The 24,191-nt window shown below is 70.2% G+C and carries 23 protein-coding genes and 1 riboswitch; of the genes, 12 read left to right on the top strand and 11 right to left on the bottom strand.

The features are described 5' to 3' along the window. The first annotated feature begins 218 nt into the window (after nt 1-218). The gene (locus ORI60_RS36685) at nt 219-2,774 is read left to right on the top strand and encodes an AAA family ATPase (protein ID WP_266042609.1); all 2,556 of its coding nucleotides are present in this window, start codon (nt 219-221) and stop codon (nt 2,772-2,774) included. A gap of 218 nt (nt 2,775-2,992) precedes the next feature. Then, complete coding sequence (locus ORI60_RS36680) at nt 2,993-3,508, top strand: EF-hand domain-containing protein (RefSeq protein ID WP_266042608.1); 516 nt, start codon at nt 2,993-2,995, stop codon at nt 3,506-3,508. Here ORI60_RS36680 and folE read toward each other — a convergent pair. Continuing rightward, entirely contained in the window at nt 3,496-4,044 is a 549-nt protein-coding gene (folE, locus tag ORI60_RS36675; RefSeq protein WP_266042607.1) for a GTP cyclohydrolase I FolE, read from the bottom strand. The two genes, ORI60_RS36680 and folE, sit on opposite strands and share 13 nt — an antisense overlap. Before the next feature lie 54 nt (nt 4,045-4,098). Between folE and ORI60_RS36670 the strand changes: the two genes are divergently transcribed. Continuing rightward, the gene (locus ORI60_RS36670; protein ID WP_266042606.1) at nt 4,099-4,776 is read left to right on the top strand and encodes a helix-turn-helix transcriptional regulator; all 678 of its coding nucleotides are present in this window, start codon (nt 4,099-4,101) and stop codon (nt 4,774-4,776) included. Here ORI60_RS36670 and cobN read toward each other — a convergent pair. Continuing rightward, a complete protein-coding gene (cobN, locus tag ORI60_RS36665) occupies nt 4,737-8,303 on the bottom strand; it encodes a cobaltochelatase subunit CobN (RefSeq protein ID WP_266042605.1) in 3,567 nt (1,188 codons plus the stop codon). The two genes, ORI60_RS36670 and cobN, sit on opposite strands and share 40 nt — an antisense overlap. A 55-nt stretch (nt 8,304-8,358) precedes the next feature. Continuing rightward, a riboswitch (cobalamin riboswitch) is annotated at nt 8,359-8,431 on the bottom strand. A 49-nt stretch (nt 8,432-8,480) separates the two neighbouring features. Between cobN and ORI60_RS36660 the strand changes: the two genes are divergently transcribed. The 3 genes from ORI60_RS36660 to ORI60_RS36650 are packed head-to-tail and all read left to right on the top strand — an operon-like array spanning nt 8,481 to nt 11,604. Then, nucleotides 8,481-9,539: a hypothetical protein gene (locus ORI60_RS36660; protein ID WP_266042604.1), complete on the top strand. Its 1,059-nt coding sequence runs from the start codon at nt 8,481-8,483 to the stop codon at nt 9,537-9,539. After that, nucleotides 9,536-10,156: a precorrin-8X methylmutase gene (locus ORI60_RS36655; RefSeq protein WP_266042603.1), complete on the top strand. Its 621-nt coding sequence runs from the start codon at nt 9,536-9,538 to the stop codon at nt 10,154-10,156. Before ORI60_RS36660 ends, ORI60_RS36655 begins: the two co-directional genes overlap by 4 nt. After that, nucleotides 10,153-11,604 carry a precorrin-2 C(20)-methyltransferase gene (locus ORI60_RS36650; RefSeq protein ID WP_266042602.1) on the top strand — a complete coding sequence of 484 codons (1,452 nt, stop codon included), beginning with the start codon at nt 10,153-10,155 and terminating at the stop codon, nt 11,602-11,604. Before ORI60_RS36655 ends, ORI60_RS36650 begins: the two co-directional genes overlap by 4 nt. Here ORI60_RS36650 and ORI60_RS36645 read toward each other — a convergent pair. The 5 genes from ORI60_RS36645 to ORI60_RS36625 form a co-directional block, all read right to left on the bottom strand. Continuing rightward, the gene (locus ORI60_RS36645; protein ID WP_266042601.1) at nt 11,576-12,277 is read right to left on the bottom strand and encodes a cobalt-precorrin-6A reductase; all 702 of its coding nucleotides are present in this window, start codon (nt 12,275-12,277) and stop codon (nt 11,576-11,578) included. The genes ORI60_RS36650 and ORI60_RS36645 overlap by 29 nt on opposite strands. Continuing rightward, nucleotides 12,274-13,014 (bottom strand): precorrin-4 C(11)-methyltransferase, encoded by a 741-nt coding sequence (gene cobM, locus ORI60_RS36640; RefSeq protein WP_266042716.1) that lies wholly within the window; start codon nt 13,012-13,014, stop codon nt 12,274-12,276. Before cobM ends, ORI60_RS36645 begins: the two co-directional genes overlap by 4 nt. After that, nucleotides 13,011-14,156 carry a precorrin-6y C5,15-methyltransferase (decarboxylating) subunit CbiE gene (gene cbiE, locus ORI60_RS36635; RefSeq protein ID WP_266042600.1) on the bottom strand — a complete coding sequence of 382 codons (1,146 nt, stop codon included), beginning with the start codon at nt 14,154-14,156 and terminating at the stop codon, nt 13,011-13,013. The genes cobM and cbiE overlap by 4 nt, the downstream gene beginning before the upstream one ends. After that, complete coding sequence (locus ORI60_RS36630) at nt 14,137-14,526, bottom strand: TIGR03618 family F420-dependent PPOX class oxidoreductase (RefSeq protein ID WP_416234551.1); 390 nt, start codon at nt 14,524-14,526, stop codon at nt 14,137-14,139. Before ORI60_RS36630 ends, cbiE begins: the two co-directional genes overlap by 20 nt. Before the next feature lie 109 nt (nt 14,527-14,635). After that, the gene (locus tag ORI60_RS36625) at nt 14,636-17,185 is read right to left on the bottom strand and encodes a chitobiase/beta-hexosaminidase C-terminal domain-containing protein (protein WP_266042598.1); all 2,550 of its coding nucleotides are present in this window, start codon (nt 17,183-17,185) and stop codon (nt 14,636-14,638) included. Nucleotides 17,186-17,335: 150 nt separating this feature from the next. Between ORI60_RS36625 and ORI60_RS36620 the strand changes: the two genes are divergently transcribed. After that, the gene (locus ORI60_RS36620) at nt 17,336-18,175 is read left to right on the top strand and encodes a helix-turn-helix domain-containing protein (protein WP_266042597.1); all 840 of its coding nucleotides are present in this window, start codon (nt 17,336-17,338) and stop codon (nt 18,173-18,175) included. Further along, nucleotides 18,150-18,332 (top strand): DUF397 domain-containing protein, encoded by a 183-nt coding sequence (locus tag ORI60_RS36615; protein WP_266042596.1) that lies wholly within the window; start codon nt 18,150-18,152, stop codon nt 18,330-18,332. The genes ORI60_RS36620 and ORI60_RS36615 overlap by 26 nt, the downstream gene beginning before the upstream one ends. Here the strand turns inward: ORI60_RS36615 and ORI60_RS36610 are convergent. Genes ORI60_RS36610 through ORI60_RS36595 form a run of 4 tightly spaced genes read right to left on the bottom strand, consistent with a single transcriptional unit; the run spans nt 18,310 to nt 22,458 of the window. Then, nucleotides 18,310-19,974 carry an aminotransferase class V-fold PLP-dependent enzyme gene (locus tag ORI60_RS36610; RefSeq protein ID WP_266042595.1) on the bottom strand — a complete coding sequence of 555 codons (1,665 nt, stop codon included), beginning with the start codon at nt 19,972-19,974 and terminating at the stop codon, nt 18,310-18,312. The two genes, ORI60_RS36615 and ORI60_RS36610, sit on opposite strands and share 23 nt — an antisense overlap. Nucleotide 19,975: 1 nt before the next feature. Then, on the bottom strand, nt 19,976-20,734 hold the full coding sequence (locus ORI60_RS36605) for an amino acid ABC transporter ATP-binding protein (protein ID WP_266042594.1): 759 nt from the start codon (nt 20,732-20,734) through the stop codon (nt 19,976-19,978). Further along, on the bottom strand, nt 20,721-21,566 hold the full coding sequence (locus ORI60_RS36600; RefSeq protein ID WP_266042593.1) for an amino acid ABC transporter permease: 846 nt from the start codon (nt 21,564-21,566) through the stop codon (nt 20,721-20,723). The genes ORI60_RS36605 and ORI60_RS36600 overlap by 14 nt, the downstream gene beginning before the upstream one ends. Beyond that, nucleotides 21,556-22,458, bottom strand: a complete 903-nt coding sequence (locus ORI60_RS36595; protein WP_266042592.1) for an ABC transporter substrate-binding protein — start codon at nt 22,456-22,458, stop codon at nt 21,556-21,558. The genes ORI60_RS36600 and ORI60_RS36595 overlap by 11 nt, the downstream gene beginning before the upstream one ends. A 134-nt stretch (nt 22,459-22,592) precedes the next feature. Here ORI60_RS36595 and trxA point away from each other — a divergent pair, with 134 nt between their 5' ends. Genes trxA through ORI60_RS36575 form a run of 4 tightly spaced genes read left to right on the top strand, consistent with a single transcriptional unit; the run spans nt 22,593 to nt 24,045 of the window. Then, on the top strand, nt 22,593-22,973 hold the full coding sequence (gene trxA, locus ORI60_RS36590; protein ID WP_266042591.1) for a thioredoxin: 381 nt from the start codon (nt 22,593-22,595) through the stop codon (nt 22,971-22,973). A 33-nt stretch (nt 22,974-23,006) separates the two neighbouring features. After that, nucleotides 23,007-23,396: a phage holin family protein gene (locus ORI60_RS36585; protein WP_086665100.1), complete on the top strand. Its 390-nt coding sequence runs from the start codon at nt 23,007-23,009 to the stop codon at nt 23,394-23,396. Then, on the top strand, nt 23,393-23,779 hold the full coding sequence (locus ORI60_RS36580) for a DUF3618 domain-containing protein (RefSeq protein ID WP_266042590.1): 387 nt from the start codon (nt 23,393-23,395) through the stop codon (nt 23,777-23,779). The genes ORI60_RS36585 and ORI60_RS36580 overlap by 4 nt, the downstream gene beginning before the upstream one ends. Further along, entirely contained in the window at nt 23,776-24,045 is a 270-nt protein-coding gene (locus ORI60_RS36575) for a DUF4235 domain-containing protein (protein ID WP_266042589.1), read from the top strand. The genes ORI60_RS36580 and ORI60_RS36575 overlap by 4 nt, the downstream gene beginning before the upstream one ends. The last annotated feature ends 146 nt before the right edge of the window (nt 24,046-24,191 follow it).

The following is a 24,191-nucleotide window of genomic DNA, read 5'->3' as shown; positions in this document are numbered from 1 at the left end:
TCGCGACCAGCCCCGAGCGGCCCCCCTACGCCGTCGGGACGACCTCGAAGCGCAGTCGCCGGTCTTCACGCTACCCATTCGAGTAGTAGCCCGCGGGATCATACGGGCCGCCATCGTGTTGAGACGCCCATAGCTCAGGAAGCTTTACCTGGGCAAGTGGAGCGCTTTCTCCTAGCATCAATTCCGCTGAGCTTTCAGCGGCGGATTGTGGAGAGATCTTGGAAAACCGGCTGAAAGTGTGGTGCGCCGGAATCAGCGATCAGGCGGCGCCGGGCACGACCACGGTGGTGGAAGGCGCACCCGGCACGGGGAAGACGGCGGCCCTGGACGACCTCGCCGCGCGCTGGGAGGCGTCCGGCAAGCAGGTCGTGCGAGCGCGCGGAAGCGCGTTGGAGAGCGATCTTCCCTTCGGGATCGTGGCCCAGCTGTTCGACCAGGTCGACCCCGGCCTCGTGCCCGCGGAGGCGAGCGGCGCGCTGCAGCTCACCGCGATGACGGCCGACTTCCCCGTGCTGCACGGCGTCTACCGGCTGGCCGCGGCGCTGGCCGCGCGCGGCGACCTGCTCGTCGTCGTGGACGACGCCCAGTGGGCCGACGCCGCTTCCCTGCGCTGGCTCGCCTACCTGGCGTTGAGGGTGCGGCGGCTGCGCATCGCCGTGGTGCTGGCCGTCGGCCTGGGCGAGCGGTGCGACGACCCCTCGTTCGGCGAGATCATGGCTTCGTGCCAGCGGGTGACGCTGGACAACCTCACCTCCGCCGAGACCGGCCGGCTCGTCTCGGCGGCACTGGGCGAGGCCGCGCCCGAGTTCACGGCCGCCTGCTTCGACGCGACCGGCGGCAACCCGCTGGCGGTGACCCGGCTCGTCAGGGCCCTGGTGGAGGACGAGGTGCCGCCGACGGCCGAGGCCGCCTGGCGGGTGGCCCGGCACGGCGCCGAGGTGTCCGGCGAGATCATGGCGGCCCGGCTGCGCCGCCGTTCCGCGTCCGTGGTGACCGCGGCGCACTGCCTGGCCGTGCTCGGGCCGTCCCCGCACCCCGGTGTGCTGGCCGAACTGACGCGGTTGAGCCCCGTGGAGCTGGCCGAGGCCGTCCGCGCCGTCGAGCTGCTCGGCGTGGCCGGGCCCGCGGTGCTCGGCGACGTGCCCGCCGCGGCACGGGCCGAACTGCACCTGCGGGCCGCACGGTCGTTGCGGTCGCACGGCGCCTCCGACCGCGCGGTGGCCGATCAGCTGCTGGAGACCTCGCCGGGCCTGGAACCGTGGGCGGGCGAGGTGCTCGACCGCGCCGCGCAGGAGGCGGTGAACCACGGCGACACGGCCGGTGCGGCGCGGTTGCTGTGGCGGGCGTTGCGCGAGCCGGTGGCGAACCCGGCACGGGCGTTGCGGCTGCTGGGGATCGCCGAACTGGTCGGCAACCTGCCCGGGGCGACGGCCCGGTTGCGCGAGGCGCTGCAGTCCGATGTGGACGACGCCGAGTCCGCGATCGCGCTGTCCTACGCCCTGCACGCCGAGGGGAACCCGGCCGAGATCCCGGCGATCCTGTCGCGCGAGTCCGCTGTCGCACAGGCACATCTGGTGGTGCACGGGCTGGTGTGGCAGGAGGCCGTGCCGCCGGCCGTCTCGCTCGACACCCCCGCCGGGGTGCTGCACCGCGTGATGGTCGGGGACATCAGCGCCACCGAGGCGGTCGGGCTCGTCTCACCCGACGGGGTCCTCGCCTCGCTCGCGTCCGCGATGACGCTGAACCTGGCCGACTCGCTGGACGAGGCGCTGGCCGTGCTCGACGAGGTGGACCGGGCGCAGGCACCGGCGCTGCGCGCGCTGACGAACGTGATGCGCGCGAACGTCCAGCGCCGCAAGGGAGATCTCACCTCCGCCCGCGCGGACCTGGAGGTGGCGGCCGACCACCTGAGGCAGGACCGGCGCTGGCACGCCGTCTCCACCTGGCACGCCGCGCTGCTCGCCGACATCCTTCTCGAGGAGGGCCGTCTCGACGAGGCCGCCGCGGTGATCGCCGAGGCCTCGACGGACGAGGCGCGGCGCACGTGGTCGTTCGGCGGCGTGCTGACCGTGCGCGGCCGCGTGCTGACCGCGCGAGGCGACGATCGCGATGCCCTGGAAGCGTTCCTGGCCGCCGGACGGCACTGCGCCGCGTGGCCGTACCGCAACCCGGCGGCGCTGTCGTGGCGTTCGGGAGCGGCCCTGGCCTGCGCGGCGATGGGCGACGGCGAACGGGCGCGCGAACTGGCCCAGGAAGAGGTGGCGCTGGCGCGCGTCTGGGGCGCCCCGAGAGCGCTGGGCATGGCGTTGCGCGCGGAGGGCAGGGTGACCGCGGGGGCCGCCGGGCGGACGTTGCTGGAGGAGGCCGTGCGGGTGCTGCGCGCCTCCCCCGGCCGCCTGGAACTGGCACGCGCGCTGGTGGACCTCGGCGTCGTGGTGCGGCGCCAGGGCGACACGGCGTTCGCGCGGACGTGCCTGCGCGACGCCGTCGACCTGGCGCAGAAGTGCGGCTCGGCCGCGATGGCCGCACGGGCGTACTCCGAACTGGTGGCGACGAGCGCCGGACCTCGGCGGATGCGGCAGACCGGGCCGACCGCGCTCACCCCGACGGAGCACCAGGTCGCCGAGCTGGCGGCACGGGGCCGTTCGGACGACGAGATCGCATCGACGCTGCTCATGGCCCCTTCCGCGGTCGAGGGCGCGCTCTCGGGGATCTACCGCAAGTTGGGGGTGTCCGGCCGTTTGCAGCTCGCCGATGCCCTGTTCGTGGACTAGTGCCGTGGTGTGAGATCTCGCCGGCCATTTCGCGGTCAGACGGGCGCATCGTGGTGCCGCCCCCACGTCCTCGTACTGGATGTATGGGGGCGTGGGGGCGGTGCCGCGAGGTGTCCTGCTGAGCGTGAAATGGCACGCCGAGATTTCACACCACGGCACTGGTTCGGACCCGTTCGGCCTATGGTTGCGGTTGCGGCATTCGGCCTATCGTCCTGCGCATGGCGAGCGACTTTCAGCGCAGCAAGGTGGTTCTGGTCTTCGGGGCCCTGGACGTCACCGGTGACGGATACCTGACGGAGGAGGACTTCCGGCTCCTCGCCGCGCGCTGGGCCGGCCTGCGCGGCAGCGACGACAGGTTGCTGTCGCAGGTGATGCTGAGCTGGTGGACGACCCTGCAGGCCGCCGCGGGCGGCGCGGACAGGGTCACGCTGGACGACGTGCTGAACGTCGTCGACGTGCTGCCGGACAACATCGAGCCGGTTCTCGGGACGGCGAACGCGATGTTCGGTGCCGTGGACGCGGACGGCGACGACTACGTGTCCGAGGCCGAGTACCGGGTGATGGTCGAGGCCTGGCTCGGGCGCGAGGCCGCGACAGACTTCGCCCTGCTGGACTCCGACGGTGACGGCAGGTTGTCGCGGGCCGAGTTCGCCGCGCTGTGGGCCGAGTTCTGGGCGGGCGACAACGCCGCCGCCGCGGGCTCCTACGTGTTCGGGCCCGTTCAGGCCGCGTGAACGAGGGTGAAGAACTCCTGACGTGACGCGGGATCCTCCCGCAGCACGCCCTTCAACGCCGACGTGACCGTGCGGGACCCGCTGACCCGCACGCCCCTGAGCGCCATGCACTGGTGTTCGGCCTCGATCACGACACCGACGCCCAAGGGCCGCAACTGGTCCTGCAGCCAGTCGGCGACCTGCTTGGTGAGCCGTTCCTGCACCTGGAGGTCGCGCGCGAACATCTCCACGACGCGCGCGAGCTTCGACAGGCCCAGGATCCGTTCCCCCGGCAGGTATCCGACGTGCGCGACACCGTGGAACGGCAGCATGTGGTGCTCGCACAACGACTGCACGGGGATGCTGCGCGCCAGCACGAGCTCGTCGTAGCCCTCGTCGTTGGGGAACGTCGTCATGGTGAAGGCGCGCGGCGTCAGCATCTCCGCGTAGGCCTCGGCGACGCGGCGCGGGGTGTCGGCGAGATGCACCGAGTACGGGTCCTTGCCCAGCGCCTTGAGCAGGTCCGCGACCGCCTGCTGTGCCGCTTCGACGTCCATGCCGCCACGGTAGAGTCGCTGGCCGAATTTAGTCAACAGGAGTAGTTTTTAGAGATGGCCGACCCCGTCGCCGCCGTAGCGGCCCTCGACGAACCGAACCGCCGCAGGCTCTACGACTTCGTGGTGCGCCAAACCGCTCCCATCAGCAAGGACGAGGCGGCGCAGGCGGTCGAGCTGCCTCGGACGACGGCTGCGTTCCACCTCGACAAGCTGGTCGACATGGGCCTTCTCACAGTGGTGCACCAGCGGCGGACCGGCCGCAGCGGGCCCGGGGCCGGTCGCCCGGCGAAGCTCTACCGGCGTTCGAAGGAGCAGATCGAGGTGTCGCTGCCCGACCGCCGCTACGAGGCCGCGAGCCATCTGCTCACGGACGCGCTGGTGGAGGCCGAGAGCACGGGCGAACCGGCCCGCGAGATCCTCCACCGCCGCGCCTACGAGTGGGGAGCGGACCTGGCGGCGCAGGCCTCGGGCGGCGTGACCGAGACGTTGGCGGACTTCGGTTTCGAACCGCGAGAGGCCGACGGGACGATCCTGCTGGGCAACTGCCCGTTCCACAGCCTGGCGCACCGGCACACGCAGCTGGTGTGCGGCATGAACCTCTGCCTGGTCAGCGGGCTGCTGGACGGGATCGAGGCGAGCGGTGCGTCCGCCCGCCTCGACCCGTCACCGGGTCACTGCTGCGTCCGGATCGATCAGGCGCCGTCCTCGAGGTCGCCCTCGGTCTCCAGGTAGGCCGCCCGCAGCGCGTCCAAAGTGGACTCCTCCGGGTGCTCCCACATCTTGCGCTCGGCCGCCTCCAGCAGACGCTCGGCGATACCGTGCAACGCCCACGGGTTCGACGTCTGCAGGAACTTCCGGGTCTCCGGGTCGAGCACGTAGCTCTCGGTCAGCTTCTCGTACATCCAGTCCGCGACGACGCCGGTCGTGGCGTCGTAGCCGAACAGGTACTCGACCGTCGCCTGCAGCTCGAACGCACCCTTGTACCCGTGGTTGCGCATCGCGCCGATCCAGCGCGGGTTCACCACGCGGGCGCGGAAGATCCGCGAGGTCTCCTCGGTCAGCGTGCGCGTGCGGACGGCCTCGGGACGCGTGCTGTCACCGACGTACGCGGCGGGTGCCTTGCCCGTCAACGCCTTCACCATCGTGACCATGCCGCCGTGGTACTGGAAGTAGTCGTCCGAGTCGGCGATGTCGTGCTCGCGGGTGTCGATGTTCTTGGCCGCCACCACGATCCGCCGGTACGCCGACTCCATGTCCGCCCGTGCCGCCACACCGTCGACGCCGCGGCCGTACGCGTAGCCGCCCCACACCGCGTAGACCTCGGCGATGTCGGACGAGTCGCGCCAGTTGCGGCTGTCGATCAGCGGCAGCACGCCCGCGCCGTACGCGCCCGGCTTGGAACCGAAGACGCGCAGCGTGGCGCGGCGCTGGTCGCCGTGCTCCTCCAGGTCCTTGAGCATGTGCGCCCGCACGAAGTTGTGCTCCGCGGGCTCGTCCAGCGCGGCCACCAGCTGCACGGCGTCGTCCAGCATGGACACGACGTGCGGGAAGGCATCGCGGAAGAAGCCGGAGATCCGGACCGTCACGTCGACGCGCGGCCGCCCCAGCTCCTCCAGCGGGACCACTTCGAGGCCGGTGACGCGGCGGGACTGGTCGTCCCACACCGGCCGGACGCCGAGCAGCGAGTACACCTCGGCGATGTCGTCACCGGCGGTGCGCATCGCGGACGTGCCCCAGACCGACAGGCCGACCGACGGCGGCCACTCGCCGTCGTTCTCGGAGCGGTAGCGCTCCAGCAGCGAGTCGGCCATCGCCTGGCCGGTCTCCCACGCCAGGCGCGACGGGATGGCCTTCGGGTCGACCGAGTAGAAGTTGCGGCCGGTCGGCAGCACGTTCACCAGGCCGCGCAACGGGGAGCCGGACGGGCCGGCCGGGACGTAGCCGCCGTCCAGCGCGTGCAGGACGTTCGTCATCTCGTCCGTGGTGCGCGCGAGCCGGGGCACGACCTCGTCGGCCGCGAACTCCAGGATCCTCCGCACGTCCTCGGACTCGTGCAGACCCGCCGCGGCGGAACGGTCCCAGCGCGCGTCCTCCATCGCCTGGACTAGTGCGCGCGCCTGTTCCTCCACGGCGTCGACGTCCTCGCGGCCCGTGGTCGTGAGCCCGAGGGCCTCGCGCAGACCGGGCAGCGCGGCGACCTGACCGCCCCACATCTGCCGTGCCTGCAGCATCGCCAGCACGAGGTTCACGCGGACGCTGCCGGTCGGCGCCTCGCCGAGGACGTGCAGGCCGTCGCGGATCTGGACGTCCTTGACCTCGCACAGCCAGCCGTCGACGTGCAGGATGAACTCGTCGAACTCCGCGTCGTGGGGCCGGTCTTCGAGCCCCAGGTCGTGGTCGAGCTTCGCGGCCTTGATCAGCGTCCAGATCTGCGCGCGGATCGCCGGCACCTTGGCCGGGTCCATCGCGGAGATGTTCCCGTACTCGTCCAGCAACTGCTCCAGGCGCGCGATGTCGCCGTAGCTGTCGGCTCGGGCCATCGGCGGCACGAGGTGGTCGACCAGCGTGGCGTGCGCGCGCCGCTTGGCCTGCGTGCCCTCGCCGGGGTCGTTGACGAGGAACGGGTAGATCAGCGGCAGGTCGCCGAGCGCCGCGTCCGTGCCGCAGGACGCCGACATGCCGACCGTCTTGCCCGGCAACCACTCCAGGTTGCCGTGCTTGCCGACGTGCACGACGGCGTCGGCGCCGAAGTTCGACTCGATCCACCGGTACGCCGCGAGGTAGTGGTGCGACGGCGGCAGGTCCGGGTCGTGGTAGATCGCGATCGGGTTCTCGCCGAACCCGCGCGGCGGCTGGACGATCACCGCGACGTTGCCGGACCGCAGCGCGGCCAGCACGATCTCGCCGTCCTTCGACTTCGAGAAGTCGACGAACAACGAGCCCGGCGCCTCGCCCCAGTGCTCGCGCATCGACTCGCGGAACTCCTCGGGCAGCGTCTCGTGGAACTCGCGGTAGTCGGCCGCGGCGATGCGGATCGGGTTGCTCTCGAACTGCTCCTGCGTCAGCCAGTCCGCGTCCTGGCCGCCGGCGGCGATCAGCGCGTGGATCAGCTTGTCGCCGTCGAGCTCCTGCACGCCCGGCAGCTCGTCACCGATGTCGTAACCGTGCTCCTGCATGGCCTTGAGCAGCCGGACGGTCGACGCGGGCGTGTCGAGCCCGACCGCGTTGCCGATGCGGGAGTGCTTCGTCGGGTACGCCGACAGCATCACGACGACCTTGCGGTCGGCGACCGGGATGTGGCGCAGGCGGCCGTGCCGGACCGCGATGCCCGCGACGCGCAGCGCGCGTTCCGGGTCGGCGACGTAGACCGTGAGGCCGTCGGAGTCGATCTCCTTGAAGGAGAACGGAACCGTGATGATCCGGCCGTCGAACTCGGGGATCGCGACCTGGGTCGCGGTGTCCAAAGGAGACAGTCCGTCGTCGTTGGAGTCCCACGACTCGCGGCTCGACGTGAGGCACAGGCCCTGCAGGATCGGCACGTCGAGCTCGGCCAGCGCACCGACGTCCCACGCGTCGTCGTCGCCACCGGCGGACGCCTTGGCGGGGTTCGTGCCGCCGGCCGCGAGCACCGTCACGACCAGCGCGTCGGCCTGGCGCAGCGTGTCGAGCAGCTCGGGTTCGGCGGTGCGCAGCGAGGAGCAGTAGACCGGCAGCGGCCTGCCGCCCTTGGCCTCGATCGCGTCGCACAGGGCGTGCACGAACGCCGTGTTCCCGGCGACGTGGTGCGCGCGGTAGTAGAGCACCGCGACCGTCGGGCCCTCCTCCGGCCGGGTCTCCCGTTCCAGCACGCCCCACGAGGGCGTGGCGGCGGGGGCCTCGAAGCCGTGGCCGGTCAGCAGCACGGTGTCGGACAGGAACTTGTGCAGCTCGGTGAGGTTCGCCGGACCGCCGTGGGCGAGGTACAGGTGCGCCTCGGCGCACACACCACCGGGCACCGTCGACAGCTCCATCAGCGCCGCGTCGGGCTGCTGCTCACCGCCGAGCACCACGACGGGCAGCCCGCCGGCCAGCAGCCAGTCGAGGCCCTCCTCCCACATCCGGCGGCCGCCGAGGATGCGCACGAGGACGAGGTCGACGCCGTCCACCAGCGCGGGCAGGTCGTCGACGGTGAGCCGGGCGGGGTTGCCGAGCCGGTACTCGGCTCCGCTCGCACGCGCCGACAGCAGGTCGGTGTCGGAGGTCGACAGCAGCAGGATCACGCAGGCTCCATCCCTCGTGGGGTCCTCGCCCCAAAGTGCGGGTGACGGCGAAGCGGAGTTCCTGACTCCCAGCGGTGTTCGCTGGTCACAGTGGCGGGACCGCGCCGGATTCGCACCGGCTTCCTCCTGCGCTTCGTCGTTCGGGCTCACCCTAACCGGCGGGTTACAGTCCGACCTATGCGTAGTCACCCGGACGCCTGCCCCGGCGCCGTCGAGCTGCACGCCGCGGCCGACGGCGGGCTGGCGCGCATCCGGGTACCGGGAGGCACTCTTTCCGCTGCTCAGTGGGATGCCGTCCGCCTTGCCGCCGCCGAACTGGGCAACGGTTCCATCGAGCTGACCTCGCGGGCGAACCTCCAGATCAGGGGGCTCGCGGACGGCGTCGAGCTGGGTGAGCGGATGCGTGCGGCGGGCCTGCTGCCCTCCTGGTCGCACGAGCGCATCCGCAACATCGTCGCGGCGCCCCTGGACGACAACCAGGCCCTGGTCGACGCGCTGGACGCGGCCCTGTGCGCGGACCCGGTGCTGGCCTCGCTACCAGGGCGTTTCCTCGTCACGGTCGGCGCTTCGGTGAGCGGGCTGGGCGGTGACATCGGCCTGGTCGGCGACGTGCTCCTGCTCGCCGGTACCGATACAGGTGTCCGCGTGTCCGACCCCGTCGACGCCGTCGTGACCGCCGCCCGTCTGTTCCAGTCGCTGCGCGGGCCCGCCTGGCGCCTGTCCGAAGTGGACGACGGTGTGCGAAAGATCACCGCTCACTTCGGCACCACCGACGCCCCTCGCCTCACCCCGGCTGTGACTCCTGTCGCACCTTCACCGTTGACCCCGGGCGTTCCGCTGGGCCGGCTGGACGCCTCACAGCTCCCCGGCGCCGCGTTCCGGCTGACCCCGTGGCGCAGCCTGGTCGTGCCCGCCGGTACCGACGTGACCGGTCTGATCACCGACCCCGCCTCCCCCTGGCACGGCGTCAGCGCCTGCACCGGCCGCCCCGGCTGCGCGAAGTCGCTCTCCGACGTACGGGCCGATGTGCACGCTTGGGTCGATGCGCCCGCACAGACCGATGCCTCGCACCACACACACGTGCCGGGCCGGGTACCCCCAATTTCAATTCTAGGGACCAGGTCCGACAAGCCCGGCGCGGTGCACTGGTCCGGCTGTGCCCGCCGGTGCGGTCGTCCCGCCGGCGATGTGATCGAGTTCGTCGCGACCGGCGACGGCTACGAGGAGATCAGGTGACGCAGTACATCAAGGACGGGGCGGAGATCTACCGCCAGTCCTTCGCCACCATCCGCGCGGAGTCGGACCTCACCAGGTTCCCCGGTGACGTCGCGAAAGTCGTCGTCCGCATGATCCACGCGTGCGGCATGACCGACCTGCCGGACGACGTCGCGTTCTCGCCGAACGTCGTGCGGGACGCGCGCGAGGCACTGCACAACGGTGCCCCGATCCTGTGCGACGCCAACATGGTCGCGTCCGGCGTGACCCGCCGCCGCCTGCCGAAGGACAACGAGGTCCTCTGCTACCTCCAGGACCCGCGCACTCCCGCGCGGGCCCAGGAGATCGGCAACACCCGCAGCGCCGCCGCCCTGGAGCTGCTCGCGGACCGGTTCGACGGCGCGGTGATCGCGATCGGCAACGCCCCCACCGCGTTGTTCCACCTCCTCGACCTGATCGCCGCCGGAGCACCGCGCCCCGCCGCGGTCCTGGGCATCCCGGTCGGGTTCATCGGGGCGGCGGAGTCCAAGGAAGCTTTGGCCGCAACGGATCTGGAGCACCTCGTGGTGCGCGGCCGGCGCGGCGGCAGTGCCATGACGGCGGCGGCTATCAACGCGATTGCGAGCGAAGAGGAATGACGGGCAAGCTCTACGGCGTCGGCCTGGGTCCGGGCGACCCGGAACTCGTGACGGTCAAGGCCGCGCGACTGATCAGCGAGGCCGACGTGGTGGCGTTCCACAGCGCCCGGCACGGCAAGTCGGTCGCGAAGACCATCGCGGCGCCCTACTTCCGTGACGGCCAGGTCCTGGAACAGCTCGTCTACCCGGTCACGACCGAGGACACCGACGACTACCAGGGCGAGATCGACGCCTTCTACGAGGAGGCCGCGGGCAAGCTGGCCGCGCACCTCGACGCCGGGCGGAACGTCGTCGTGCTGGCGGCGGGAGACCCGTTCTTCTACGGCTCCTACATGCACATGCACAAGCGGCTCGCCGACCGCTACGAGTGGGAGGTCGTCCCGGGCGTGACGTCGGTGAGCGGCGCGTCCGCGGTCCTCGGCACCCCGCTGGTGGAACGCGACGAGGTGCTCACGATCCTGCCCGGCACGCTGCCGCCCGACGAGCTCGCGGCCCGCCTCGCCGACACCGACTGCGCCGCGATCCTCAAGCTCGGCCGCACTTTCGGCAACGTCCGCGAGGCGCTGGAGAAGGCAGGCCGGCTCGACGGCGCCTGGTACGTCGAGCGCGCCACCAGCAGCCGTCAGAAGATGGCGCCGCTGGCCGACGTCGACCCGGCGACCGTGCCGTACTTCTCCATCGCCGTGCTGCCGAGCCAGTCCCGGCCGGCGAAGCCGAAGGGCGAGGTCGTCGTCATCGGCCTCGGGCCGGGAGCTCGCACGTGGCTCACGCCCGAAGCACGCCAGGAGCTCGAAGCCGCCGACGAACTGGTCGGCTACAGCACCTACCTCGACCGGGTTCCCGAGCGTCCCGGCCAGAAGCGGCACTCCTCGCACAACCAGGTCGAGTCCGAGCGCGCGGCGTTCGCCCTGGACCTGGCGAGGAAGGGCTCACGGGTCGCCGTCGTGTCGTCGGGCGATCCGGGCGTGTTCGCGATGGCCACCGCCGTGCTGGAGGTCGCCGCGGAGTCCGCGGACGTGCCGGTCCGCGTCCTCCCGGGCGTCACGGCGGCGAACGCCGTCGCGGCCAAGGCGGGCGCACCGCTCGGCCACGACTACGCGGTGATCTCGTTGAGCGACAGGCTCAAGCCGTGGGATGTGATCGCCGAACGCCTTGAGGCCACGGCCAAGGCCGACCTGGTCATCGCGATCTACAACCCGGCGTCCAAGGCCCGCACGCACCAGGTGGCGGACATGCGCGACCTGCTGCTCAAGCACCGCGGCCAGGACACCCCGATCGTCGTCGGACGTGACGTCGGCGGGCCGGAGGAGGAGATCCGCGTCCTCACGCTGGGCGCCCTCGACCCGGCGACGATCGACATGCGCTGCCTGCTGATCATCGGCTCGTCGCAGACGGTCGTGACGCCCCAGGGCGTCGTCTTCACGCCCCGGCGGTACCCAACCAGCTGACGGCGGCGTCGACGTCGGCCACCGTCTCCGCGGGTGGGAGCGGTGGCCGGCGCACGATCACGACCGGCACGCCGAGCCGACGAGCGGCTTCGAGCTTGGCCGACGTCATCGAGCCGCCGCTGTCCTTGGTGACGAGCACGTCGATCTCGTGCGAGCGCATCAGCTCCAGCTCACCGTCCACGGTGAACGGACCGCGCGAGAGCAGCACCTCGATGCGGTGTGGCATCGGCGGCTCCGGAGGCTCGACCATCCGGGCCAGGAACCACTGCGGGCACCCGGCGAACTCCGCGAGGTCCTGCCGCCCGGTCGTCAGGAACACCCTCTCCCCCGGCAGGTCCCGCGCGGCGTCGGCAACGCTGTCCACCCACCGCCATCCGGGCTGCGGGGTGAAGCCCGGCCGCCGCAGGATCAGGAACGGCACACCCACCCGTGAGCAGGCCTCGAAGGCGTTCGCGGTGATCTGCCGCGCGAAGGGGTGGGTCGCGTCGACCACGGCGTGGACGTCGTTGTCCCGCAACCACCGCTCGAGTCCGTCGACCCCGCCGAACCCGCCGATCCGGACCTCGCCGGCGGGGAGGGCGGGATTGCTCACCCGGCCCGCCAGCGAGGACACGGCGGGCACGCGGGAGGCGAGCGCGCGTGCTTCCCCCGTGCCGCCGAGGATCAGGATCATCGAACCCGCGTGGCCGAGTACAGGTGGCTGTCCGGGAACTGCGTGGCGCCGAGCGTCCGCCCGACGATGATCACCGCGGTCCGCTTGATCCCGGCGGCCTCGACCTGCGCGGCGATGTCGTCCAGCGTTCCCCGCAGCACGACCTCGTCCTCCCGTGACGCGTAGGCGACCACCGCGACCGGGCAGTCGAGCCCGTAGTTCGGCACCAGTTCCGCGACCAGGTCCGAGATCCGCTGCACGGCGAGGTGCAGCACGAGAGTCGCGTGACTGCGGCCCAGCGTGTCCAGGTCCTCGCCCTCGGGCATCGGCGTGGCGCGCTGCGAGGTGCGCGTCAGGATGACCGTCTGCCCGACCCCGGGCACGGTCAGCTCGCGCTGCAACGACGCCGCCGCGGCCGCGAAGGCCGGGACGCCGGGAGTCACGTCGTAGGCGATGCCCAGCGCGTCCAGCCGGCGCATCTGCTCGGCCATCGCGCTGAACACCGAAGGGTCCCCGGAGTGCAGCCGCGCCACGTCCAGCCCCTGCTCCGAGGCGGCGACCAGCTCGGCGACGATCTCGTCCAGCGTCAGCGACGCGGTGTCGACCTTGCGCGCGCCCGCGGGGCAGAAGTCCAGCAGCTCGACCGGCACCAGCGCTCCCGCGTACAGGCACACCGGCGACGACTCGATCAGCGACCGCCCCCGCACCGTGATCAGGTCGGCCGCTCCGGGCCCGGCCCCGATGAAGTGCACGGTCACTTCGTCACGCTCCACGTCGTCACGGGCATGTGCGGCCGCCACCCGGTGAACTTGCCGACCGCGGAGCCGCGGTTCACCGAGATCCGCACCAGGTCACCGCCAAGCCTCGCGTACCACTGGGCGACCACGGCCTCGGACTCCAGCGTCACCGCGTTGACGACCAGACGACCGCCCGCCGCCAAAGCGTCCCAGCAGGCCTGAAGCAGACCGGGCACCGTCACGCCGCCGCCGATGAAGATCGCGTCGGGCTTCTCCAGCCCTTCCAACGCCTCCGGTGCCCGTCCGATGTGGACCTCCACACCGGGCACACCCAGAGACGCAGCGTTACCGGCGATTCGCTCTGCGCGTTCGACCGACTGCTCGACGGCGATCGCCCGGCACGTCGGATGCGTTCGCGCCCACTCGATCGCGATGGAACCCGACCCCGCCCCGACGTCCCACAGCAGCTGCCCGGGCAGCGGCGCCAATCTCGACAGCGAAATAGCCCGCACCTCTCGCTTCGTCAGCTGGCCATCGGATTCGTACACGTCGTCGGGCAGTCCGGGGACCCGTGAGAGAGCGCTCCCGCGGTACTCGACCGCGATCACGCACAGCGGGTCCGAGTCCTGCCCGGACCAAGGGTAAACCCGCTCGGCGGGCCCACCTAGCTGTTCGAGCACAGTGATGTCCCCGGCCAGTGCCGCAACGGTTGCCGGGTCGCCACCGAGCACGAGCACGCGCTGTCCCGGCGTCAACACGGGGCGTAGCAGGTCGGCGGATCGGGCCACCAGCGACACGACCTCGACCTCGTTCAACGCCCAGCCGAGGCGGGCGCAGGCGAGCGACACGGAGGACGGGTGCGGGATCACCGTCACGCGGTCGCCCAGCAGCCGCACCAGGGTCGTGCCGATGCCGTGGAACATGGGGTCGCCGGAGGCGAGCACGCACACGTCGCGGTACTTCTCGAACAGCTCGGGCAACGCCGGTACCAGCGGCGACGGCCACGCGACCCGCTCGAACTCCCCCGGCACCAGGTCGAGCTGACGGCGCGAGCCCATCAGCACGCGCGAGCGGGACACCGCCTGCTGGGCGGCGGGGGAAAGCCCGTCCCACCCGTCGGCCCCGATGCCGACGACCACGACGTCAGACGGTGCCGGTGACACGCTTCACCTGGATCTCGATCACGACCCGCGCCGGGTTGACCCGCGGCTGCCGGTAGCGCACCGCGTACCGCCGCTCGGCCTCCCGCACGGATTCCACGTCGTCGCGCACGACGGCCGGACCCTCCAGCGTGGACCAGCGCCGACCGTCCACCTGGCACACAGCGGCGTACCCGGCCTTGCGGACGTGCTTGACCTTCCACGACGCGCCGGAGGTGATGACCCGCGCGATGCCGTTCTCGGCGTCGAGCGTGACGCCGACGGGCACCACGTGCGGAGTCCCGTCGGGACGGACGGTGGACAACGTGCACAGGTGCCGTTCGGTCCAGAACTCGGCGAACTCGGCACCCCGGTCGATCGACATGGCACGCATCATCGCAATGACGCGTGCCCGACACGAAATCGGCTGGATGGCGGCCGATGCCGCTCGATCACGAATACGGCCCGCCACCTGAGGTGACGGGCCGCATGTCGAGGTGTGACTACGGGTAGCTGACGACGTTCACCGGCACCGTGCCCGGTGGTGTCACCCCACCCACGTTGTTGATCACGTGGGTGATCGTGCCCTGGTAGTTGAGCGACACGGTCAGCAGGTTGTGCATCCTCACGCCGGGGCGGTTGGGCACCTCGAACGCGTTCTCGGCCCGCACGGACGGGTTGACGTTGAAGAAGCAGTAGCTGCCGAGCCCCCACGCCTCGTGCGTGGTGACGTTGTCGCCGACCTTGTAGGCCGCGTACCCGGCCTGCCCGTTCGGCCTGTTCCAGATCGCCTGGTTCGGCACGTCGTACGGCATCTCGTTCTGGTAGAAGATGGTCCGCCCGCGCTCGCCGTTCCAGATGGTCTGGTACTTCTGGTAGTGCTCGACGAACAGGCCGGTGGCCAGCACGTCGTTGCCGTTCACGACCAGGCCGGTGTCACCGATGGCCTCGTCCCAGCCCCAGGTGCCGGCGTTGCCGTGGTCGGCCCGCCAGATCCAGCTGTGGTCGATGATCGTGTTGTGGCTGTTGACGACGAGGCTGTTCGTCGCCTTGCCCGCGATCGCCCCGCCGACGCGGAAGAACACGTCCTGCAGGGTGGTCGGGTTGGACGCGTGCGACGCCGACGAACCCGCCGGGCCGACGGTCAGCAGCGAGTTCGACAGGGTCGTGCCCGCGTCGAACAGGATGCCCTTGATCCGCACGCCGTCGACGTCCGCGACCTGCATGGCGGTGACGCCGTTCTGCGGCACGATCGTCGCGTAGCCGATGCCCAGCACGACGGTGTTGGGCCGCGTGATGTTGATCGTCTGGTTGACGTTGTAGATGCCGGGCGTGAAGAACAGGTTGCAGCCCTGGCCCAGCGCCGCGTTGATGGTCGCGGCGGTGTCGCCGGACTTCACGACGTAGAACTGGCTCATCGGCAACGAGGTGCCGGGCGTGCCGCCGTTGATCCACGACGCACCGGAGGCGTTGGTGCGCAGGGAGGGCAGGAACACCCTGTACTGGTTGCCGTCGAGGTAGAGGTAGGGCACGTCGCGCGAGATCGGCGTCGTCGCGAGGTTCGTCGACGGCGGGTTCGGGAACGTGGTCGCGGGTGCGCCCGGCGTTCCGGAGAACACCATGTTCCACACGCCGCCGTTCCAGCTGCCGTAGTTGGTGTCGCGCGTGTACCACTGCTGCTGCGAGACCGACGCCGTCTGGCCGGACACGCGGGTGTCGGCCGTGTAACCACCGGACGCGAACCCGTAGCTCGCCGGGTAGAGCGCCAGGTTGCCGCGGACGTCCATGCGGCGGAACGGCGCCGCCTGGGCCACAGCCCAGCGGTTCGTGCCGCTGGCCGGGTTGACGGCCATGTTCTCGGCGGAGCGCCAGAAGTTCTGCAGTGCCACGCCCTTGTCGGACTCGTTGAACGCGTCCACGGTGATGTCGCCGTTGATCAGCACGTCACCGGGGTTCTTGCCGAGGCCCGCGACGGACGTGTAGTAGCCGACGTCGTCGTGGATGCCGTTGTAGGTGCCCGGCTTGAACAGGTGCGCGACCCGCCGCGGCGCCATCTGCGCGGTCAGCGTGTCCTTCTGGTTGTTGAAGTCGATGTCGAGCTGCGTCTGGATGCTCGTGGCGGACATGCTCGGGTCGAAGATGCGCGTGTTCGGCCCGAAGTTCGGGTTGTCCGACTGCACACACCCCTGCTGCGTGCCGATCGTGTAGGTCGCGCTGGCCACAGCCGAGTTGGCGAGGCCGGACTTGATCCCGATCGCGCTGACGGTCCTGTTGCTGGACACGGAGATCGGCCCGCTGTAGACCGGCGACGACGCCGTCGGCGTCGAGCCGTCCACTGTGTACCGGATCGTCGCGCCGGAGGTCGCCGTCGAGATCGTCACGGTCTGCGCGGACGCGTAGGCGCCACCCGGCGGGCTGAACGTCGGCGTCGCCACCGGCGTGCCGATCACGTACGAGGCGGAGCCCACCGACGAGTTCGGCTGCCCCGACTTGATCCCGATCGCGTTGACGGTCCTGTTGCTGGGCACCGAGATCGGCCCGCTGTAGACGGGAGAACTGCTGGTCGGCGTCGAGCCGTCGACCGTGTAGCGGATCGTCGCACCCGAGGTGGCGGTGGAGATCGTCACCGTCTGGGCCGTCGCGTACGTGCCGCCAGGCGGGCTGAAAGTCGGCGTCGCGACCGGTTGCGGCGCGCTGTTGTGCGTGTAGCTGAAGTGCGGGGTGTCGTACTGCGGCCCGGACTTCTCGTAGGTGAACCAGTAGTCGATCACCGTGCCGGCCGACAGCGACCCGACGGTCTTCTGCCAGGTCCCGGCGTTGTTGGTCATCCGGAAGTTCTGCTGCGATTGGCCGGAGATCAGGTAGTGCACGTCGACGTAGAGGGCAGGGGTCGTCGGCGTGAAGTTGATCCGGGCTTGAGTCGCGTCGATCGCGGTCACGTTCTGCGTGTAGTCGTCGGCCGCGTCCGCGGCCTCGACCGTCGCCAATGACGACAGGGCAATCGCTACGGCGGCCAGTCCGCGCCGCCATCTCACCTTTGAGAGCGCTCTCACACCTGGAACGGTAAAGCCGATGTGACGAGGAGGGAAGGGGAAAGTTTCAGGAAAGGTGCACGGCTCCAGCGGGACACGAACGGAGCACCGCGGTTGTTTTCACCCGAACGAGCAGCTGCTTGGATTGAATACAACCCATAGCGTCGGCCTATGACTCCCTCCACCGCGTACAGCAGGGACCTGGGTGACGAGCTCCGGAGCCTGCGCGAGACCTGCACCGGCCTCAGCGGCAACAAGCTCGCCGTGAAGCTGGGCTGGGACCCGAGCAAGGTCTCGACCATCGAGCACGGCAAGGCCCGCGCCAGCGAGGTCGACCTCATCCAGTACTTGTCCATGTGCGGCAAGGACATCGACTTCCTGAACGACTTCAAGCGCCGTTACGAGCGGGCCTTCGACGAGTACTTCGTTCAGGTGTCGGGGAATCTCCGCACGGTCACCATGGCGGAGTCCACCGCCATCACGATCACGAGCTACTCGCCGCAGTCGATACCCGGCTTGGTTCAGATTCCGGAGTACGCCGATGGCCTCTACCGGATGACCGGAGTCGTGACCGAAGAGCGCATCCCCACTCTCGTCCAGTTCCGGACCGACCGCCAAGCGATCCTTCGCCGACACGATCGGCCGACTTGCTTGTTCTACATCCATGAGCATGCCCTGCAGCTGCAAGTGGGGAGCAGCGAGATCATGGAGGATCAGTACGCCCGGCTGCTGTTCGACACGCACACTGTCCGGATCGTGCCCGCGAACGCGCCGATCGCAGCCACGGGCTGCGTGCTGTGGGAGTATGAGAAATCGCGGCCGATCGTCTTCAGCGAGACCAACCTCGCGAAGGTCTTCGTCCAGGACCCCGGCGCCATCGCGCGGACCAGGCTCCTCTTCGATCGCTTGGATCAGGTCGCCTTGAGTGCGGAACAATCGCGGAGCAAGCTGGCGGAGTACGTCAGCCGACCGCGAGAGGGACACGATGACTCAGGACCGCACCTGGCGTAAGAGCAGCTACAGCGACGGCACCGAGGACGGCGAGTGCGTCGAGGTCTCGCTGGCCCACGACGCACTGGTCAGGGACTCGAAGAACGCGAGCGGCGGCGTGCTCGCGTTCTCCTCCCCCGCCTGGCAGGACCTGCTCAGGTCCCTCGGTTCTCGTTGAGGTAGTTGTAGATCGTGTACCGGGTGACCTCCAGGACACCCGCCAGGTGGTCGACCGAGTCGCGGATGAGGAAGAACCCGGCCTCGTCCAGCACCCGGACGACCTGGGACTTGTGCACCTTCTTCATCAGCTCGACCGGCACGCCCACGTCGGCGATCGCCTTTTCCACGAGCACCCGCTGAAGCGTGTCCACGTCCTGCGGAAACGACTCCACCGGACCGGAAGCTTCATGCGCGGCGAGTTTGTTGACGCACAGGCACCCCACGGCGACGCCCGCCGCATCGCGCACGAACGTCGTCGACGACCAGATCGCGCGCCCGTCCGGCGCGTAGGTCTCGTAGCCGGGCATGTCCGTGGTCGTGCCGCGCCGGACCAGGCCCAGCAGCAGGTCGGTCATCGGGCCGCCCACCTTGCGGCCGGTGAGCGAACCGGCGATCGCGATGATCGAGTTCGGCAGCCTGGTCAGGTCGTGCACGACGACCTCGGTGTCCGGGCCCAGGGCCGAGGCGAGGCTGTCGATGGTCGGCACCAACGCCGACAGCGCCGCCGGGATCGGCGAGGAGGCCGTGCCGGACAGCGACTTCAGGGCTGCGCGCAGCCGCTCCAGCGTTCCGCGCGAGGTGGTGGCGTGTGGTGACAGGCGGACGTGCTCCGGGCGGACCGTGGCGGTGATGCCGAAGGCGTTCAACGCCTCGCCGACCACCGAGGCGGCCTCGGGCATGGTGAAAGCCAGGATTCCGGCGCGGCGTTCGCGCGCGGAGACGATCTTGCCGCCGCTCGCCAGGACGATCTCCTCGACCTCCGCGACGATCTCGGCCACCGCCGAGTCAAGCGAGGAGACCCCGGCCAGTTCGACGAGTTCCAGCGCTTCCGCGAAGGCGCCCGACACGACCGGCGAGAGGTTGGTGATGTTCCAGGAGGCGGCGTCCGGGGCGGCGTCGTGGACCGAGTCGTCGAACAGGCCGGCGTCCACGGCGCCCGTCCAGCCCGACAGCACCGGCGACAGGCGTTCCAGGGCGCGGTCGGACAGCACGACGAAACCGGTGCTCCACCCCGCCCGCAGCCACTTCTGGCCGCCGACCACCAGCACGTCGGCGGCCTCCCACGGTTCGTCGACCACGCCGAAGCCCTGGATGCCGTCCACGACCAGCAGCCGGTCGCCGACGGCCTCGCGCAACGCCGCCAGGTCCGCGCGGTAGCCGGTGCGGAAGTCCACAGCGGACACCGACAGGGCGGTGACCTCGGGCGTGAGGTGGGTCGCGACGGCCGCGGGGTGCACCGGGCCGTCGAGAACGACCGACGGGAGGCCCGCCCGCACCCACGGGTAGGTGTTGGACGGGAACTCCGCCGCCGAGTACATGACCGTCCCGGACAGCCCGAAGGCCGCCTGGAACAGGCCGATCGACGTGTTCGGCACCAACGCGACGTGGTCGGTGTCCGAGCGGCAGAGCCGCGCGACGGCGGCCTTCACCCGCTGTTCCTCGCGCATCAGCGTGTCCACTGTGGACGGTCCGGCGAGCGAGGCCTGTTCCATCAGGCGGGCGGTGGCCGTGACCACCGGCAGCGACGGCGGGCCGAAGCGGGCGAAGTCGAGATACCCCTCCGGTTCGCGGAACTGGGCGAGGTACGAGGCGTCGATCAAGTCAGAGCACCTTTGCGAGGAACTGTTGCGTGCGCGGCTGCTGCGGATTGTCCAGCACGTCCGTCGGTGTGCCGGACTCCACCACCGCGCCGTCGACGAGGAACACCACGCGGTCGGCGACCGAGCGGGCGAAGCCGATCTCGTGGGTGACCACGATCATCGTCATGCCGTCGCGGGCCAGCGAGGTCATCACGTCGAGCACCTCGCCGACCAGCTCCGGGTCCAACGCGGACGTGGGCTCGTCGAACAGCATCAGCTTGGGCTTCATCGCCAGAGCGCGCGCGATCGCAACACGTTGCTGCTGACCGCCCGACAGCTGGGCCGGATAGGCACCGGCCTTCTCGGCCAGTCCCACCCTCTCCAGCAACGCCAGCGCCTCCGCGCGCACCTCCGCGCGACCGCGCCCGAGGACCTGCACCGGGCCCTCCATGACGTTCTCCAGCGCCGTGCGGTGCGGGAAGAGGTTGAACCGCTGGAACACCATCCCGACGTCCCGCCGCTGGTGGGCGGCGTCGCGTTCGCGCAGCTCGTAGAGCTTGCCGCCCGCGGCACGGAACCCGACGGGCACGCCGTCGACCCAGATGCGGCCGGCGTCGATGGTCTCCAGGTGGTTCACGCAGCGCAGGAACGTCGACTTGCCGGCGCCCGAGGGGCCGAGCAGGCAGACGACCTCGCCGCGCTCGACCTCCATGTCGATGCCCTTGAGGACCTCGGTGTGGCCGAACGACTTGCGGACCCCAATCGCCTCAACGAGGGCCATAAGCACGCTCCAGGTAGTGCTGCCCGACCGACGCGAGGGACACCATCACGAGGTACCAGGCCGCGGCGGCGAACAGGGTTTCCATGATCTCCAGGTTGCGCGACGAGATGTTGTTCGCGGCGTGGATGAGCTCCAGGAAGGCGATCACCGACGCCATCGAGGTGCCCTTGATCATGTTGATGAAGTTGTTGCCGGTCGGCGGGATGATCACGCGCATCGCCTGGGGCAGCACGACCCGGCGCAGTGTCGTCATCGGTGTCATCCCGATCGACTTGGCCGCCTCGGTCTGCCCCTCGTCGACGCTGCTCAGGCCGGCGCGGACGATCTCGGCCATGTAGGCGCTCTCGTTCAGGCCGAGTCCCAGCAGCGCCGCGACGAACGCGGTCATGACCACGTTGGTGGGCACGGAGAACACACCGGGGATGCTGATGTTCTGGAACACCAGCGCGAGGTTGAACCAGATCAGGATCTGCAGCAGCACCGGCAGGCCGCGGAACAGCCAGATGTAGCCGACCGCGAACCACCGCGCGACGGGGTTGGCCGACAGCCGCATCAGCGCGACGACCACGCCGAGGACGATCGCGCCGCCCTGCGCGGCGAGCGCGAGCACGATGGTGTTGAGCAGGCCTTCGAGCATCACGGGGTGCGTGAAGAACCCCGGCACGTCCTCCCACTGGATCTGGGCCTCGGACATCGCCCAGCCCAGACCCGCGATCACCAGCACGATCACCGCGCCGCTGAACCACCGCCAGGGGTGGCGCAGCGGCACGACGACCAGGTCTTTCCCCGTCAGTTCTTCTCCGGCGTCGTTCAGGCGGGTGTCACTTGCCATTGATGGTGGCCTTCGTGATCGCGCCCTGCTTGATGTCCCAGGTGGTGACGATCTTGTCGTAGGTGCCGTCGTCGATCAGGGACTGCAGCGCGCCCTTGATCGCCTCCGACAGCTTGGCGTTCTTCTTCGCGACGCCGATGCCGTACGGGCCGCCGTTGATCGGCGCGAGCGGCACGACCTCGAAGTACTGGCCGTCCCCCGCGGTCTTCGCGACGTAGACGGCGGTCGGCAGGTCGTTGAGGATCGCGGCGACGCGGCCGGTGCGCAGCTGGTTCTGGTTGCCGGTGTCGCTGTCGGTGACGCTGAGCGTGACCTCCGGCTTGCCCGCGGCCACGCACTTCTGGCTCTGCTCCTTGCCGAACTGCTCCTGCGAGCTGCCCAGGTTCACCGCGATGCCCTTGCCGCACAGGTCGTCGACCGTCTTGACGCCCTGCGGGTTGCCCTTCTGCACCATGATCGTGATGCCGGAGGTGAAGTAGTCGACGAAGTCGATCTTCTGCTGGCGCTCGGCGGTGTCGTTCATCGCGGCCATCGTCACGTCGACGCGCCCGGTCTCGAGGCTCGTGATCAGCGAGCTGAACGCCATGTCGCTGTGCTCGGCCTTGAGCCCGAGCTTGGCGGCGATCGCCTTGATCAGGTCGACCTCGGACCCCATCGGGGTCTTGCCGTCCTGGTCGTAGAAGTTGTTCGGCGGGTTCTGGATGTTCGACCCGACCTTCAACGTGCCGGCCGAGGCGATCTCGGGCGGCAGCAGCGCGGCGAGCGCGTCGTCCTTCTTGACCGTGGACAGGTCGGACGACGGCGGAGTGGACGTCTGAGTGGACTCAGGCGTGGACCCGCAGGCGGCGAGCCCCAGTACGAGCAGCGAGGTCACGAGCAGGCGCGGCTTCATGGCGGGGACCGTACAACGTCGAGTTGAAGACGTCCACAAAAAGTTGAAACCAGGCGTGACCGGGCGCACGCGGGGAATTCCGTCGGGGCCTGCTCCGTTGGACGGGGTGCCCCCAGCGAACGAGGAGGACCAACATGGCGACGGTCGAGCTGACCAAGGAGAACTTCGACGAGGTGGTCGGTGGCTCCGACGGCTCCGGCATCGTCCTGGTCGACTTCTGGGCCGAGTGGTGCGGCCCGTGCCGCGCGTTCGGGCCCACTTACGAGGCCGCGTCGGACAAGAACGAGGACATCGTGTTCGGCAAGGTCGACACCGAGGCGCAGCAGGAGCTCGCGGCCACGTTCGGCATCCGGTCGATCCCGACGCTGATGATCGTGCGCGACGGCGTCGTGCTGTTCTCGCAGCCGGGCGCGCTGCCCGCCCCCGCCCTGGACGGCCTGATCCAGCAGGCCCGCGAGGTGAACATGGAAGAGGTCCACGCGAAGGTCGCGGAGGCCCAGGCCCAGCAGGGCTGATTGGTCCCCCACACGTGTGGGTACCTGACGTGCATGAACACCGACACGTCGACCGCACAGCTGGTTCACCAGCTGTCCGAGCAGGTGAGCAGGCTCGCGCGCGATGAGATCCGTCTCGCCGTCGCGGAGTTGAAGGACAAGGGCAAGCACGCCGGTGTCGGCGCCGGGATGTTCGGCGCGGCCGGCGTGTTCGCGTGGTGGGGCGGGCTCAGCGTTGTCGCGGGCCTCATCCTGCTGCTGGCACTCGTAGTACCGCCGTGGGCGGCCGCTTTGATCGTCGCGGCCGCCCTTCTGCTGTTCGCGGGCATCTTCGCGCTCGTGGGCAAGGGCCAGGTCAAGCAGGCCGCCCCGCCGGTTCCCAGGCAGGCGATGGACAACGTCCAGCAGGACATCGCGACGATCAAGGAGAGTGCGCACCGATGACCGAACCCAAGGACCAGCTCCAGCGCGACGTCGAACGCACCCGGCGTGAGCTGGGCGAGACGGTGGAAGCGTTGGCGCACAAGGTCGACGTGCCCGCCCGCGTGAAGGAGCAGGCGCACGAGACGGCCGGCCGGGTCAAGGAGCAGGCGCAGGTGACGGCCGAGCGGGTCAAGGAACAGGCCCAGGAGACGGCCGGGCGCGTGAAGGAGCAGGCGCAGGAGACGCGCCAGCGCCTGACCGCCGCGACCGACGACGCGATCGGCTCGCTGCCCGAGCCCGTGGCCGAGCAGGTCGAGAAGGCGCGCCGCCACCCTGGGGCCATCGCGGCGGCGCTGATCGCGCTGATCGTCGCGATCTGGGCGATTTCCCGGAGGAACCGATGAAACTGCTGTACCGCCCTCTTGGAATGCTGTTCGGTGCGCTCGGCGGTTTCCTCGCCACCGCGATCTTCGGACAGGTGTGGAAGCTCGTGGCGGGCGACAAGGAAGCGCCCAGCGCCACGATGCGCAATCGCGCCTGGACCGAGGTGCTGATGGCCGCGGCCATCCAGGGCGCGATCTTCGGCCTGGTCAAGGCCGCCATCGACCGCGGTGGCGCCAAGGGCTTCCAGAAGCTGACCGGGGAATGGCCCGGCGACGAGGAAGACTGAGCGCCGGCGGGCCCGGTCGAGACGACGAGATGCGGCCGGATCGTTCTCCGAACTGATCTGGCCCGGTCCCCTCTGCGAGGGCCCGTCCTGACTCGTCGGCCGCCGGCCCGCGCGCTGTCTTCGGCGTTCGACCCGCTCACCGCCGT

The sequence above is a fragment of the Lentzea sp. NEAU-D7 genome, from assembly GCF_026242055.1.
Taxonomy (GTDB): domain Bacteria; phylum Actinomycetota; class Actinomycetes; order Mycobacteriales; family Pseudonocardiaceae; genus Lentzea.
The sequence above is the reverse complement of the archived record's forward strand: the minus strand, read 5'-3'. Positions and strand labels throughout refer to the sequence as shown.

Bases quoted from the DNA above. Each gene is read 5' to 3' on its own strand.
- ORI60_RS36680 (WP_266042608.1), top strand. From the start codon at position 2,993: ATGGCGAGCGACTTTCAGCGCAGCAAGGTGGTTCTGGTCTTCGGGGCC.
- folE (WP_266042607.1), bottom strand. From the start codon at position 4,044: ATGGACGTCGAAGCGGCACAGCAGGCGGTCGCGGACCTGCTCAAGGCG.
- ORI60_RS36670 (WP_266042606.1), top strand. From the start codon at position 4,099: ATGGCCGACCCCGTCGCCGCCGTAGCGGCCCTCGACGAACCGAACCGC.
- ORI60_RS36660 (WP_266042604.1), top strand. From the start codon at position 8,481: ATGCGTAGTCACCCGGACGCCTGCCCCGGCGCCGTCGAGCTGCACGCC.
- ORI60_RS36650 (WP_266042602.1), top strand. From the start codon at position 10,153: ATGACGGGCAAGCTCTACGGCGTCGGCCTGGGTCCGGGCGACCCGGAA.
- ORI60_RS36645 (WP_266042601.1), bottom strand. From the start codon at position 12,277: ATGATCCTGATCCTCGGCGGCACGGGGGAAGCACGCGCGCTCGCCTCC.
- ORI60_RS36630 (WP_416234551.1), bottom strand. From the start codon at position 14,526: ATGCGTGCCATGTCGATCGACCGGGGTGCCGAGTTCGCCGAGTTCTGG.
- ORI60_RS36620 (WP_266042597.1), top strand. From the start codon at position 17,336: ATGACTCCCTCCACCGCGTACAGCAGGGACCTGGGTGACGAGCTCCGG.
- ORI60_RS36615 (WP_266042596.1), top strand. From the start codon at position 18,150: ATGACTCAGGACCGCACCTGGCGTAAGAGCAGCTACAGCGACGGCACC.
- ORI60_RS36605 (WP_266042594.1), bottom strand. From the start codon at position 20,734: ATGGCCCTCGTTGAGGCGATTGGGGTCCGCAAGTCGTTCGGCCACACC.
- ORI60_RS36600 (WP_266042593.1), bottom strand. From the start codon at position 21,566: ATGGCAAGTGACACCCGCCTGAACGACGCCGGAGAAGAACTGACGGGG.
- ORI60_RS36595 (WP_266042592.1), bottom strand. From the start codon at position 22,458: ATGAAGCCGCGCCTGCTCGTGACCTCGCTGCTCGTACTGGGGCTCGCC.
- trxA (WP_266042591.1), top strand. From the start codon at position 22,593: ATGGCGACGGTCGAGCTGACCAAGGAGAACTTCGACGAGGTGGTCGGT.
- ORI60_RS36585 (WP_086665100.1), top strand. From the start codon at position 23,007: ATGAACACCGACACGTCGACCGCACAGCTGGTTCACCAGCTGTCCGAG.
- ORI60_RS36580 (WP_266042590.1), top strand. From the start codon at position 23,393: ATGACCGAACCCAAGGACCAGCTCCAGCGCGACGTCGAACGCACCCGG.
- ORI60_RS36575 (WP_266042589.1), top strand. From the start codon at position 23,776: ATGAAACTGCTGTACCGCCCTCTTGGAATGCTGTTCGGTGCGCTCGGC.